Here is a 13,672-nt window from a genome sequence, read left to right as displayed (position 1 = left end):
CGCACGGGGACGACGCACAGCGGCCCGCGACGAGGGCGAGAGGTGGCAGGTTGTTCTACTGGTTGATGAAGCGGGTCCTGGTGGGCCCGTTGCTGCACCTGCTGTTCCGTCCCTGGGTGCGCGGCGCGGAGCACGTGCCGAGCAGCGGCGCCGCGATCCTCGCCAGCAACCACCTGGCCGTCGTCGACTCGTTCTTCCTGCCGCTGGTGCTGGACCGCGAGATCGTCTTCATCGGCAAGAGCGAGTACTTCAGCGGGCGCGGCCTCAAGGGCCGGCTGACCGCGGGGTTCATGCGCGGCGTCGGCACGATCCCGGTGGACCGCAGCGGTGGCAAGGCCTCCGAGGCGGCTCTGCGCACCGGCCTGAACCGGCTCGCCGAGGGCAAGCTGTTCGGCATCTACCCCGAGGGCACCCGCAGCCCCGACGGCCGCCTCTACCGCGGCAAGACCGGTGTGGCGCGCATGGCGCTCGAGTCGGGCGCCCCCGTGATCCCCGTCGCGATGATCGACACCGACAAGGCCCAGCCGCTCGGCCAGCGCCTCCCGCGCCCGCGCCGGATCGGCGTCGTCATCGGCGAGCCGCTCGACTTCAGCCGGTACCAGGGCATGGAGAACGACCGGTTCATCCTGCGCTCGGTCACCGACGAGATCATGTACGCGCTCATGGCCCTGTCCGGCCAGGAGTACGTCGACATCTACGCGGCGACGCAGAAGGCCCGCATCGCCACCGGCCACCCCGCCGCCACCGGCCCCGCCGCGCCCGAGCCGACCGCCCCCGGCGGCCGTGCCGTGCCCGATGTCCAGGTTCCGGTCCCGCCGGAGGACCCGACGCCGTCTCAGTAGGATGACGTCAGACGCGTCCGCGCCACCGGTGCGGACGCACCCCGGACCTCGGTCCCGGGTCCGGTCCGTCCACGTCGCCTTGAGTGACGTGCGGGCTGGGAACGCCCAGCTGTGCAGTTCAACGAGAGGTGTGTCTCATGTCGGTTCGTCGCGTCGCGCTCCTGACCGCGGGTGGCTTCGCTCCGTGCCTGTCCTCGGCCGTCGGTGGGCTCATCGAGCGGTACACCGAGATCGCCCCCGAGGTCGAGATCATCGCGTACGAGCACGGCTACTACGGGCTGCTCCGCGGGGACAAGATCGTCATCGGCCCCGAGGCGCGGGCGCAGGCCGGGATCCTGCACAAGTTCGGCGGCTCGCCGATCGGCAACTCCCGCGTGAAGCTCACCAACGCGGCCGACTGCGTCAAGCGCGGCCTCGTCCAGGAGGGCCAGGACCCGCTGCAGGTCGCGGCCGACCAGCTCAAGGCCGACGGCGTCGACGTGCTGCACACCATCGGTGGCGACGACACGAACACCACCGCCGCCGACCTCGCCGCGTACCTCGCGGACAACGACTACGGCCTGACGGTCGTCGGCCTGCCGAAGACCATCGACAACGACGTGGTGCCGATCAAGCAGTCGCTCGGCGCGTGGACCGCCGCCGAGGAGGCCGCCGGCTTCGCCGCGAACGTCATCGGCGAGCACCGCTCGGGCCCGCGCATGCTGATCGTGCACGAGGTCATGGGCCGGCACTGCGGCTGGCTGACGGCCGCGTCCGCCGCCGCGTACCGCACGTGGCTCGACGCCCAGGAGTGGGCGCCGGCGCTGGGCCTGACGCGCGAGCGCTGGGACATCCACGCCGTCTTCCTGCCCGAGCTGGCCCTCGACATCGACGCCGAGGCCGCGCGCCTCAAGGCGATCATGGACGAGCAGGGGAACGTCAACATCTTCCTGTCCGAGGGCGCGGGCATGCACGAGATCGTCGAGCAGCTCGAGGCGTCCGGCGCCGAGGTGCCCCGCGACCCGTTCGGCCACGTCAAGCTCGACACGATCAACCCGGGCCAGTGGTTCGCGAAGCAGTTCGCGGAGAAGCTCGGTGCCGAGAAGGTCATGGTCCAGAAGTCCGGCTACTACTCGCGCGCCGCGGCCGCGAACGCCGAGGACCTGCGCCTCATCAAGTCGATGACCGACCTGGCCGTCGAGTGCGCCCTGCGCGGCGAGGCCGGCGTCATCGGCCACGACGAGGAGGACGGCGACCGGCTCAAGGCCATCGCGTTCCCGCGCATCGCCGGCGGCAAGGCGTTCGACGTCGCGCAGCCGTGGTTCGGCGCGCTCCTGGAGGGCATCGGGCAGCCCCTGGTGCCCGCGACGGCGCACTGATGAGCGTCGAGGCCGACCCGGCGGTCCTCGCCGGGCTCGAGGCCTGGCGGGACCTGCCGGTCACCCAGCAGCCCGCCTGGCCGGACGCCGACGCGCTGCGGCGGGTGACGGACCGGCTCGCCGGGCTGCCGCCGCTGGTGTTCGCGGGGGAGGCCGACGCGCTGCGCGCCCAGCTCGCGGCCGCCGGTCGCGGGGAGGCGTTCCTGCTCCAGGGCGGGGACTGCGCCGAGACGTTCGCGGAGGCCACGGCCGACAACATCCGCGGGAAGATCATGACCGTCCTGCAGATGGCGGTCGTGCTCACCTACGGCGCCAGCCTGCCCGTCATCAAGATGGGCCGGATGGCCGGGCAGTACGCCAAGCCGCGGTCCTCGGACTCCGAGACCCGCGACGGCGTGACGCTGCCCGCGTTCCGCGGCGACATCATCAACGGCTTCGAGTTCACGCCCGAGGCCCGGACGCCGGACCCGCAGCGGCTGCTCGAGGCGTACCACACGTCCGCCTCGACGCTGAACCTCATCCGCGCGTTCACCACGGGGGGCTTCGCGTCCCTGCTGCGGGTGCACGAGTGGAACCGGGGCTTCATGGCCAACCCGGCGTACGCCCGGTACGAGGAGATCGCCGCGGAGATCGACCGCGCGATCCGGTTCATGGCCGCGTGCGGCGCCGACTTCGACGCCCTGCGCACCGTGGACTTCTACTCGAGCCACGAGGGCCTGCTGCTCGACTACGAGCGCCCGCTCACGCGGATCGACTCGCGGACCGGGCACGCCTACGACTGCTCGGCGCACTTCCTGTGGATCGGGGAGCGCACCCGGCAGCTCGACGGGGCGCACGTCGACTACTTCAGCCGCGTGCACAACCCGCTCGGCATCAAGCTCGGCCGACGTCGACCGCCGACGACGCCCTGCGCCTGATCGACAAGCTCAACCCCGACGCCGAGCCGGGTCGGATCACCTTCATCACCCGCATGGGCGCGAGCAGGATCCGTGAGCTCCTGCCCGCGCTGGTCGAGAAGGTCACCGCCGACGGGCGTCCCGTGACCTGGGTCTGCGACCCGATGCACGGCAACGGCATCACGTCCGCGTCCGGGTACAAGACCCGCCGGTTCTCCGACGTGATGGACGAGGTCGCCGGGTTCTTCGAGGTGCACCGCGCCCTGGGCACGGTCCCCGGCGGTCTGCACATGGAGCTCACCGGCGACGACGTCACCGAGGTGCTCGGGGGTGCGGAGGAGATCGACGACGCGGGCCTGGCCCGCCGGTACGAGACCCTCGTCGACCCGCGGCTGAACCACCAGCAGTCGCTGGAGCTCGCGTTCCAGGTCGTGGAGCTGCTCCGCAAGAGCTGACCCGCCCGGCTGACGACGACGCCCGCACGACCCCCTCGGGGGTGGTGCGGGCGTCGTGCTGTGCGGGGGTGGCGGTCAGACCACGGTGAGGGTGACCGTCGAGCCCTTGGGGACCGCCTGGTCGGCCGGGACGCTCTGGTCCCGCACCGTGCCGAAGATGCCGCCGAGCACGTTGCGGCGCTCGGCCTTGAGCCCGAGCCCCTCGAGGATCGTCTTCGCCTCGTCGTACTGCTTGCCGGTGAGGTTGGGCATCGGGACCGTCTCCGGCCCCTTCGACACCTGCAGCGTCACCGTGTCGAGCCGGTGCCCGGCGGTTCCGGACGCCGGGTCCTGCGCGATCACGTCGCCGGCCGGGACGGTGTCGCTGAACGCCTCCTGCGCGTCGACCCGCAGGCCCAGGTCCTCGAGCTGCGCCTTCGCCTCGGTCAGCGACGCGCCGACCACGGACACGACGGTCACGGGCGCGGGCCCGTCGGACAGCGTGAGGTAGATCGTGGACCCGCGGCGCACGCTCGCGCCCGCCTCGACCGGGTTGCCGTCCGCGTCGGTGGTCGCGAGCACCTGGCCGACCGCGGCGGCGTCGTCCCAGAAGTCGCCCTCCACGTAGTCGACCGCGAGGTCCGCGGCGGTGAGCAGCGCCTCGGCATCGGCCTGGAGCTGGCCGACGACGTCCGCGGGCATCGTCACGAGGTCCGGCCCCCGCGAGACCGACAGCGTGACCGTGCCGTCCTTGCGGACCCGGTCGCCGTCCCCGGGGTCGGCCGCGAACACGTCGCCGGCGGGCACGGTGTCGTGGAACTCCTCGACGGTGGCCGCCTCGAGCCCGGCGTCGTCGAGGCGCGCGACCGCCTGCTCCTCGGTGAGCGACGTCACGGCGGGCACGGTCGTGTAGGCGCCGGGCCCGGCGGTCTGGAACCACCAGGCGCCGCCGCCCAGCAGCGCGACGAGCACGACGGCGGCCACGACCCAGGCGAGCCGGCGGCGCCGTGGAGCGGCCGTCCCGCCGGGGGCGGCGCCGTTCGTGGCGACGGCGCCGATCTGCAGCGCGACGGTGCGTCCCGGTGCGTCGATGCGGGTCGTGGCGTCACCGGCGTCGTCCAGCGCGCCGGAGTCGTCGACGCCGTCGGACCCGGAGGTCTCGTCGGGGTCGGTCGCCTGGGGGAGCGCGACCGACGGGGGGACGTCGACACGACGGGCCAGGGTCTCGTCGTCCAGCGCGGTCCGGGTCCGCCGCAGCAGCGCGAGCGCGGCCGCGGCGTCCGCCGGGCGGTCGTCGGGCTCGCGGGAGGCGAGCGCGCCGACGAGCTCGTCGACCTCCACCGGCAGCCAGCCCGCGGCCTCGGACGGCGCGGGGACGTCCGAGTTCACGTGCTGGAACGCGATCTGGATCGGGGTCTCGCCGGTGAACGGCTGCGTGCCCGTGAGCATCTCGTAGACCAGGACGCCGGCGGCGTACACGTCGGTGCGCGCGTCGCTCTCGCCGCGGACGACCAGCTCGGGGGCCAGGTACGCGACGGTGCCGAACACCGTGCCCGTGGTGGTGGAGGTGACCTCGGTGACCGCGCGCGCGAGCCCGAAGTCCGCGACCTTGATCCGGCCGTCCGACGCCATCAGCACGTTCTCGGGCTTCACGTCGCGGTGCACGAGCCCCGCGCGGTGAGCGGCGGCGAGCGCGTCCAGCACCTGCTCGGCGACGGCCAGCGTCTCGCCCACCGTGAGGGACCCGCGCTCGGCGAGGTGCCGGCGCAGGTTCACGCCGTCGACGTACTCCATCGTGAGGTACGAGGTCTCGCCGTCGACGCCCTGGTCGTACACGCCGACGAGGCCGGGGTGGGTCAGGCGTGCGGCGGCACGCGCCTCGCGGCGGAACCGGGCGATGAAGTCGGCGCCGGCCGCGCCCTCCGCGAGGTGCGGGTGCATGACCTTGATGGCGACCTCGCGGTCGAGCCGTCGGTCGACGGCGAGGTACACCGTGGCCATGCCGCCGCGCGCGATGCGCTGCACGACCTCGTACCGCCCGTCGACCAGCTGGCCGACGAGCGGATCGGTGACGGTTGCTCCCACGGGCCGCAGTCTACGGGCGCCGGGTGCGCGGACCGGGGAGGCGCCGTGTCAGTAGCGCGCCATGTGGGTCTGGATGTTGGCCACGTAGCGGCGCGTGTCGCTGAACATGCCGTTCCGCTTCACGGAGCCCGAGCCCTGGTAGTACGACGCGATGGCCGTCGGCAGGTCGGGGGAGGACTTCACCAGCTGGCGCAGGATGGCGACGCCCGCCACGACGTTGTCGTCCGGGTCGATCAGGTTGAGGTCGCGGCCCACGAGCTGCCGAGGCCCACTCGCCGGACGAGGGGATGACCTGCATGGTGCCGATGGCGTTGGCGGGGGACACCGACGTGTGGTTGAACCCCGACTCCTGGAACGCGATCGCCTGGGCCAGCGCGGGGTCGACGCCCATCGCCCGGGCGGTCGCGGCCACCTTCGCCTGCATGTCCGCCTTCGACGGGACGCCCATCGCCAGCAGCGTCGCCTTGTTGGCGTTGGCCGACGCGACGACGCTCGGCGCGTAGGTCCGGCCGAGGAACGTGTTGCCGACCAGGGTCGTGCCGGCGGGAGCCGGCGCGGCGGTCGCGGGTGCGGCGGCGCCGGGGACGGTCAGGGTCTGGCCGACGCGGATGAACGCGCGGGCGTCGAGCCCGTTCGCGGCGGTGACGGCGGCGACGGTGGTGCCGTAGCGCTTCGCGATGGCGGAGACGGTCTCGCCGGAGGCGACGGTGTGGCTGCCGCCTGCCGCGGGGGCGGGTGCGGCGGGCGTGGCGGCGGCGGGCGCGGCGCCGGCGCCGGGGATGGTCAGGGTCTGGCCGACGCGGATGAACGCGCGGGCGTCGAGCCCGTTGGCGGCGGTGACGGCGGCGACGGTGGTGCCGTAGCGCTTCGCGATGGCGGAGACGGTCTCGCCGGAGGCGACGGTGTGGCTGCCGCCTGCCGCGGGGGCGGGTGCGGCGGGCGTGGCGGCGGCGGGCGCGGCGCCGGCGCCGGGGATGGTCAGGGTCTGGCCGACGCGGATGAACGCGCGGGCGTCGAGCCCGTTGGCGGCGGTGACGGCGGCGACGGTTCTGCCGTAGCGCTTCGCGATGGCCGACACGGTCTCGCCGGAGGCCACGGTGTGGCTGCCACCTGACGCCGCCGGGGTTGCTGCGGCCGGGGCGGTGGTGCCCGAGGTGGGGATCGTCAGCGTCTGGCCCTCGCGGATGAACGCCCGGGCGTCGAGACCGTTGGCGGTGCGCACCGCGGCCACGGACGTGCCGTGCTTCGACGCGATGTGGCTGACGGTGTCGCCGGAGCGCACGGTGTACTGCTCGTCCGCGTGCGCGACACCCCCGGTGGCCGTGACCGCGACGGCGGCGATCGCGATCGCGCCCGTCCCGGTGGCGAGACGACGACCACGGCGGGCCGCGGCGCGCGTCGGCGTGCCGTCGCCGCTGGTGCGGGCAGCCTGGTCCGTGAGGGCGAGGGCGGTCTGCGTCATGGTGGTGATCCCTGGGGGTGTGGAGACGTGGTGCTGCTGTTCAGGCAGTGGCCTGTGTGACTCGTGTGACTGGTGTGACGAGAGCGACGGTAGTCCACGGCATCGCACCTGGGAAGCGGGGTGGGCGGTTCGTCCCGATGAGCAGCGGTTTCGCCCGGTCGGGATCACCCCCGCGGGCGAGCACGGTGGGCCGCGGGGGTGAACGGCACCCCCGGACGTCCCGGCGACGCCCGTCCCCGCCGGACCCCCGAGGTCAGTACGCTGACCGCGTGACTGCACAGCCCCAGCCCGATGACCTGGTCGACGCCTGGTTGACCGTCCCCGACGTCGCCGAGGAGCTCGGCACCGACCCGGGCAAGGTCCGCCGCATGCTCAAGGAGGGCCGGCTCGCCGGAGTCCGTCGGGGCGACCCGCCCGTGCTCAGCATCCCCGCCGCGTTCCTGGTGCCGGTCGACGCCGCCAACCCCGCGGCACCCCGGGGTCGGGAGGAGGACGAGGACGACGACCTCCCCGCGCCGCGCGCCGCGGTGCTCGCCTCGCTCAAGGGCACGCTGAGCGTGCTCGGCGACGTCGGCCTCACCGCCGCCGACTCCATCGTGTGGCTGTTCACCGTGGACGAGACGCTCCCGGGCGGTCCTCGGCCCGTCGACGCCCTGCGCGCCGGCCACAAGACCGAGGTGCGCCGCCGGGCGCAGGTCCTGGCCTGAGCCGCTGACCCGTCACCCCGGTCCGGGGTGACGGGGACCGCCGCGGCGGTCCGGCCGACCGTGCGGCCTGACGCCCAGGCGCGGGTGCGCCGCGCGGCGCGCGGGTGCGACGCCCGGGCGTGACGCGCGGGCGCGGCGCCCAGGCGTGATGCTCCGTGGTGACGCGCGGGCGTCACGCGCGGCGGTCGACCGCCGCGCGTCCGAGCTGGCGGAGCATCTCCCGGCCGTCCGCGCGCAGAGGCGCGGCGGCGAGGGCGTCGAACGCCCGCGCGCTGAGGTCGGCGATCAGCGCCTCGACGTCGGCGACCGCGCCGCTGGCGTCGATCCGGTCCGCCAGCGCCCGGCACGCCGCGTCGTCGAGGTCGCGGTCGCCCAGTCCTGCGAGCAGCGCCGCCGCGAGGTCGTCGTCCCCCTCCGCGCGAGCGTGCCCCATCGCACGGGCGACCAGCACGGTGCGCTTGCCCTCGCGCAGGTCGTCGCCCGCGGGCTTCCCCGTCGTCGCGGGGTCCCCGAACACACCGAGCAGGTCGTCGCGCAGCTGGAAGGCCTCGCCGAGCGGCAGGCCGTAGGCGCTGGTCGTCGCGAGCGCCGACGCGTCGGCTCCCGCCAGCACCGCGCCGAGCAGCAGCGGGTGCTCGACGCTGTACCGCGCCGCCTTCGCGATGACGACCTCGCGGGCCCGGGCCTCGTCGGCGGCCGGGTCCTCGCCCCACGGCAGCACCTGCGCGAGCAGGTCGAGGTACTGGCCGACCGTCACCTCCGTGCGCATCCGCTCGAAGACGCCGTGCGCCCCGGTGCGCACCCGCGGCTCGAACACCTCGACCGCGCGGATCATCTCGCGCTCGCTCGCCACCAGGGCCAGGTCGCCCAGCAGGATCGCGGCCGACTCGCCGAACCGGTCCGCGTCACCGGCCCAGCCCGAGGCGGCGTGCCGCGCGGCGAACCGCCGGTGCGCGGCCGGCTGGCCCCGGCGGGTGTCGGAGTCGTCCATGACGTCGTCGTGGAACAGCGCGGCGGCCTGGAACAGCTCGAGCGCCGCACCGACCCGGAGCACCGCGTCGGCCTCGGGGGAGCCGGCCTCGCCGCCGTGCGCGCGCCACGACCAGTAGCAGAACGCGGCCCGCAGGCGCTTCCCGCCGCCGAGCATGTGGCCCAGGGCCTCGGCGAGCGGGGCGGCGCCCTGACCGGCGGCGACCAGCTCGGGCAGGAGCGCGTCGACGTGCTCGGTGAGCAGGGCGTCGACCCGGGTGCGGAGGTCCTCGGCGTCGACGAGTGCGGTAGCGGGGCTCACCCGGCGAGCCTAGGGCCTCGGGCGCGGCCGACGCCCGGGATCGCTCGCGTGCCGCGCTACGCCGTGGTGCGCGGCGCCGGCCGCCGGGTGGGGTCAGAGCCGCACGGTGCCGCCGAGCGTGAGCGTGCGGACGCCGTCGCGGTCGAGCACCCCGAGCGTCAGCAGCTGGTCGCCGCCGTCCCCGCGGACGAACGTCGACGAGGCGGCCAGCCCGGTCGCGCCCGGGTCCACGACCGTCTCGGCGAAGCCCGCGGCCAGCAGCTGGTCCCGCACCGCTGCCACGAGGTCGGCCGTGGACAGGGGGCTGCGCAGGTTGAGGCTGATCGTCGTCAGGCCGTTCGCCTCGTCGGGCTCGGCGCTCGACACCAGGATCTCGCTGCCCTCGGGCGGCGCGACGACGTCCGTCGGGAACCCCGGCGAGAGGTCGCCCACCGAGCTCGACGTGGCCGGGGCGGTGGGCAGCAGCGACTCGGTGGGGGACGCGACCGGCGCCGGCACGACGGCGGTCGGACCGGTCGGCGACGGGTCGGCGCCACCGTCCGAGCAGGCCGCGGTGGCGAGAGCGGTCAGCACGACGAGGGCGGCGGCGAGGGGACGGACGAGCACGCCGGTCAGCGTAGTGCCGCTCCACGGGCGGGTGCCGAGCCGTCCCCAGCGCGGGGTGCCGCGCGTCGTCCCCAGGAGCGGGCGTGCGGTGGTCGCTCCCGGCGCGGCGCCGGGGTGAGGTGTCGTCATGACCGCACCCGACACCGTCCCCCGTCCGCTCCAGCCGACCCGCCCCGTGCTCCGGCTCGACCACCCGCACGACCTGCTCGCGCTGCTGCCGCACCGCTTCGGGTTCCGGCTGCACGAGTGCGTCGTGCTGCTCGGCCTGCGAGGCGCGCGCCGCGAGGTCGGGGTGGTCGCCCGGCTCGACCTGCGCACCGTGCTCGCGCCCGCCGGACCCGGCGCCCTGCGGCGCTCCGCCCAGCACCTGACCGCCGACGGCGCCGACGAGGTGGTCGCCGTGGTCTACGTCGACCAGGACGACCCCCGCGACCCGGACCGGGGGATGCGCGCCGACCCGACCTCCGGTGCCGCGCGGGCCGCCGCCGCCGTGCGTGCCGCGTGCGGCGCGGTCCGGCCGACGGACGACTGGCCGGTGGACGTCTGGGTGGTCGCGCGCGGGCGCTACCTCGGCCTGGACTGCCGCGACGCCGCGTGCTGCCCGCGCGGCGGCCGGGCCGTGCGCGAGCCCGACGCAGCGGCGGTCGCCGGCCTCGTCGCTCGGCGGGGCCCGGTGCTGGCGTCCCGCGACCACGTCGGCGTGATCCCCCCAGCGGCGGCGGCGCCCCGCCGGTCCGCCGCTGCCGCGCGGTCACGGTGGGCGGACGACCGGCTGCGCCGTGCCGAGCGGGCGGACCTGCTCGGTTGGCGGCAGCGGTCGCTGGCGACGTGGCGGTCCGCGCTCGACGGCGGGGGCGCGGCGCCTGCGGCGCTCGGTCGCCTCGAGGCCGCGCTGGACGACCCGGTCGTGCGGGATGCCGTGCTGCTGACGCTGGTCGAGCCGGGCAGCGACCTGCCCGAGGTGCTCGTCCGGCGCGCAGGCACCGCACCGACGTGGGCCGACCCGGACGACCCGGACCCCGGGGTCGATCCGGACCTCGACGACACCGACGGCGCCGCCGGCCACCCGCCCGGCTCCGTGCCGCGCCGGGTGAGCGAGGCGCTGCGGGCGCTCGTGGACCCGGACGTCGCCCGCGAGCCCGACGCCGCACTGGTCGACGCCGGGGAGGCGCTCCTCGAGTCGCTGGTCGCCCACGGGCGCCGCGGTCGGCAGGCACCCGCTCTCACGCTCCTCGCGATGCTGGCCTGGTGGGGCGGCGACGCGGTCCGGGCGTCGGTGCTCGTCGAGCGCGCGCTCGACGACGACCCGGGCCACCGGCTCGCGGAGCTCGTGGAGCGGGCGCTCGGCGCGGGCCTGCCGCCGGGCTGGCTGCGTCGCCGCTGCTGAGCGCGCCGCGGCCGGTCGTGCGCGGCACGACGTTCCGGTACCGTCGGGGCACGGTCCACTGCCGCACCCGCGCGACGCGCCGGCGGTGCCGTGCCGTAGACGCAGAGCACACGTGCGAGGAGCACTCATGAGCATCGTGGTCGGGTACCTGGCGACGGTCGAGGGGCGCGCAGCCCTGACCGCGGCGACGGGCGAGGCGGTCCGTCGCTCGGAGCCGCTCGTCGTCGTCGTGACCGAGCGGGGCGACGAGTCCGACGAGCAGAAGGCCGAGCTCGCCACCGCCCTGGACGAGGTCCGCGGCTCGCTGGAGTCGCGGGGCCTGCCGCACGAGGTGCGGGTGATCCCCGGCGGCCGCGACGTCGCCGAGACGCTGATCGGCACGGCGGAGGAGACCTCGGCGTCGCTCATCGTCATCGGCCTGCGGCGGCGGAGCCCGGTGGGCAAGCTCATCCTCGGCGCGAACGCCCAGCGGATCCTGCTCGACTCCCCGTGCCCCGTGCTCGCGGTCAAGCCCGACCCCAGCTGAGCACCTCCCTCGCCGGGGCGGACCCCGGCCGAGCAGGACGCCGCCACCCGGACGGCTGAGTCGCCGCGACCGCGCGCTCGGCCGTGCGGGTGGTGCCGTCCTGCCCCGCGACGGCGCGCCCGGTGCGCCGTCGGGGAATCCTGGTGCAGGCCCGCGCGTTGACCACTCCTGACAGGTACACCGGCATGCGCGAGCGCCCTTCTCGCCGCCCGCTCCGCAGGTCCCGGCAGGGACGCGGGCCGGTACAATATCGAGGTACCCGATGCGCCGAACCGGGTCCCTTGCTGCCGAAAGGTCATTCGTGACGCCCCAGACTCCCACCCCCACCCTCCCGCGTGAGTTCGAGCACCCTGCCCTGCAGGACCTCGTCCGCGTCGGGCGCACCCAGGGCAGCGTCGACGCCGCCGCCCTGCGCTCGGCGTGCGAGGCCGCACAGGTGGAGGACGCCAAGCGGCTGAAGGCCGTCGTGCGCGGTCTGGCGAACGCCGGCATCACCGTCTCGGAGCCCACCACGGCTCCGCCCGCTCGCCGCGTCGCCGCCGCGACCACCGCCAAGGCGCGCCCCTCGACCAAGGCCGTCGTCTCGTCCGAGGCCGGCGACGACGCCGCGACGCCCGCGGCGAGGAAGACGCGCGCCGCCGCGGCCAAGCCGGCCGCCAAGAAGACCACCACGAAGGCCGCCGCGGCCAAGCCCGTCAAGGCGACGAAGGCGACCGCGGCGAAGTCCGACGACGACGAGGTCGAGCTCGAGGACGTCGAGATCGAGGACGTCGAGATCGAGACGACCGACGAGGAGACGACCGAGACCGCCGAGGGCGAGGAGACGCCCGCCAAGGCGACCGCCGCCAAGGAGGAGGAGTCGACCGACGCCGGCTTCGTGGTCTCCGACCGCGACGAGGACGACGCGCCCGTGCAGCAGGTCGTCACCGCCGGTGCGACGGCCGACCCGGTCAAGGACTACCTCAAGCAGATCGGCAAGGTCGCGCTGCTGAACGCCGAGCAGGAGGTCGAGCTCGCCAAGCGGATCGAGGCCGGCCTGTTCGCCGAGGAGCGTCTCGCCGCGATCGCCGACGAGCTCGAGCCGAAGGCCCGGCGCGAGCTCCAGTGGATCGCGGGCGACGGCCGTCGCGCGAAGAACCACCTGCTCGAGGCGAACCTCCGCCTCGTCGTCTCGCTCGCCAAGCGCTACACCGGCCGCGGCATGCTGTTCCTGGACCTGATCCAGGAGGGCAACCTCGGTCTGATCCGCGCGGTCGAGAAGTTCGACTACACCAAGGGCTACAAGTTCTCGACCTACGCGACCTGGTGGATCCGGCAGGCCATCACCCGCGCGATGGCCGACCAGGCCCGGACCATCCGCATCCCGGTGCACATGGTCGAGGTCATCAACAAGCTCGCCCGAGTCCAGCGGCAGATGCTCCAGGACCTGGGCCGCGAGCCCACGCCCGAGGAGCTCGCCAAGGAGCTCGACATGACCCCGGAGAAGGTCGTCGAGGTCCAGAAGTACGGCCGCGAGCCCATCTCCCTGCACACCCCGCTCGGCGAGGACGGCGACAGCGAGTTCGGCGACCTCATCGAGGACTCCGAGGCCGTCGTGCCCGCGGACGCGGTCAGCTTCACGCTGCTGCAGGAGCAGCTGCACCAGGTGCTCGACACGCTCTCCGAGCGCGAGGCCGGCGTCGTGTCCATGCGGTTCGGCCTCACCGACGGCCAGCCGAAGACGCTCGACGAGATCGGCAAGGTCTACGGGGTGACGCGCGAGCGCATCCGGCAGATCGAGTCCAAGACGATGTCGAAGCTCCGGCACCCCAGCCGCTCGCAGGTCCTGCGCGACTACCTCGACTGACCCGCACCGACGACGGGCCCGCCTCCACCAGGAGGCGGGCCCGTCGTCGTCCCGGACGCCGGTGCGTCCTGAGCCGCCCGCGCACCCCCCCGCACCCCCGCCGCCGCCGACGAGTGGTCACGACACGCGGGCCGACCCTCCGCGACGCCGGCGTGTCGTGACCACTCGTCGGGATGCGCGGGACGCGGGACGCGCGGACAGCGGACGGGCCCGCCCGGCGTCAGCCGGACGG

General features: G+C 74.9%; 10 protein-coding genes and 2 pseudogenes. 7 read left to right on the top strand and 5 right to left on the bottom strand.

Going from position 1 to position 13,672, the window contains the following annotated elements; genetic code table 11:
- Positions 1 to 50 precede the first annotated feature (50 nt).
- The 3 genes and pseudogenes from AC1VL8_RS15780 (at position 51) to AC1VL8_RS15770 (ending at position 3,551) form a co-directional block, all read left to right on the top strand.
- The gene (locus AC1VL8_RS15780; protein WP_389229794.1) at positions 51 to 842 is read left to right on the top strand and encodes a lysophospholipid acyltransferase family protein; all 792 of its coding nucleotides are present in this window, start codon (positions 51 to 53) and stop codon (positions 840 to 842) included.
- A 137-nt stretch (positions 843 to 979) separates the two neighbouring features.
- The gene (locus AC1VL8_RS15775) at positions 980 to 2,200 is read left to right on the top strand and encodes a pyrophosphate--fructose-6-phosphate 1-phosphotransferase (protein ID WP_389229791.1); all 1,221 of its coding nucleotides are present in this window, start codon (positions 980 to 982) and stop codon (positions 2,198 to 2,200) included.
- Positions 2,200 to 3,551: pseudogene (locus AC1VL8_RS15770) on the top strand (class II 3-deoxy-7-phosphoheptulonate synthase). The gene AC1VL8_RS15775 and the pseudogene AC1VL8_RS15770 overlap by 1 nt, the downstream one beginning before the upstream one ends.
- A 75-nt stretch (positions 3,552 to 3,626) precedes the next feature.
- Here the strand turns inward: AC1VL8_RS15770 and pknB are convergent.
- The 3 genes and pseudogenes from pknB to AC1VL8_RS15755 form a co-directional block, all read right to left on the bottom strand.
- Positions 3,627 to 5,615 (bottom strand): Stk1 family PASTA domain-containing Ser/Thr kinase, encoded by a 1,989-nt coding sequence (gene pknB / locus AC1VL8_RS15765; RefSeq protein WP_483075816.1) that lies wholly within the window; start codon positions 5,613 to 5,615, stop codon positions 3,627 to 3,629.
- A gap of 48 nt (positions 5,616 to 5,663) precedes the next feature.
- Positions 5,664 to 5,798, bottom strand: coding sequence for a hypothetical protein (locus tag AC1VL8_RS15760; RefSeq protein WP_483076268.1), 135 nt, complete (start codon positions 5,796 to 5,798; stop codon positions 5,664 to 5,666).
- Positions 5,799 to 5,937: 139 nt separating this feature from the next.
- Positions 5,938 to 6,006: pseudogene (locus AC1VL8_RS15755) on the bottom strand (hypothetical protein); the annotation flags it as partial.
- 1,340 nt (positions 6,007 to 7,346) lie between these two features.
- On the opposite strand from AC1VL8_RS15755, the gene AC1VL8_RS15750 reads away from it, so the two are divergent.
- Complete coding sequence (locus tag AC1VL8_RS15750; RefSeq protein ID WP_483075815.1) at positions 7,347 to 7,784, top strand: Rv2175c family DNA-binding protein; 438 nt, start codon at positions 7,347 to 7,349, stop codon at positions 7,782 to 7,784.
- 172 nt (positions 7,785 to 7,956) lie between these two features.
- Here the strand turns inward: AC1VL8_RS15750 and AC1VL8_RS15745 are convergent, their stop codons facing one another.
- Positions 7,957 to 9,075, bottom strand: coding sequence for a polyprenyl synthetase family protein (locus AC1VL8_RS15745; protein WP_483075814.1), 1,119 nt, complete (start codon positions 9,073 to 9,075; stop codon positions 7,957 to 7,959).
- Between the two features lie 93 nt (positions 9,076 to 9,168).
- Positions 9,169 to 9,681: a hypothetical protein gene (locus tag AC1VL8_RS15740; RefSeq protein ID WP_483075813.1), complete on the bottom strand. Its 513-nt coding sequence runs from the start codon at positions 9,679 to 9,681 to the stop codon at positions 9,169 to 9,171.
- A 127-nt stretch (positions 9,682 to 9,808) separates the two neighbouring features.
- On the opposite strand from AC1VL8_RS15740, the gene AC1VL8_RS15735 reads away from it, so the two are divergent.
- The 3 genes from AC1VL8_RS15735 (at position 9,809) to AC1VL8_RS15725 (ending at position 13,440) form a co-directional block, all read left to right on the top strand.
- Positions 9,809 to 11,068 (top strand): DUF4192 family protein, encoded by a 1,260-nt coding sequence (locus tag AC1VL8_RS15735; protein WP_483075812.1) that lies wholly within the window; start codon positions 9,809 to 9,811, stop codon positions 11,066 to 11,068.
- Positions 11,069 to 11,195: 127 nt separating this feature from the next.
- Positions 11,196 to 11,594 carry a universal stress protein gene (locus tag AC1VL8_RS15730; RefSeq protein WP_389229766.1) on the top strand — a complete coding sequence of 133 codons (399 nt, stop codon included), beginning with the start codon at positions 11,196 to 11,198 and terminating at the stop codon, positions 11,592 to 11,594.
- Between the two features lie 301 nt (positions 11,595 to 11,895).
- Entirely contained in the window at positions 11,896 to 13,440 is a 1,545-nt protein-coding gene (locus AC1VL8_RS15725; protein ID WP_483075811.1) for an RNA polymerase sigma factor, read from the top strand.
- Positions 13,441 to 13,672: the final 232 nt, after the last annotated feature.

It is taken from the genome of Cellulomonas sp. KU4C, assembly GCF_056868065.1.
The sequence above is the reverse complement of the archived record's forward strand: the minus strand, read 5'-3'. Positions and strand labels throughout refer to the sequence as shown.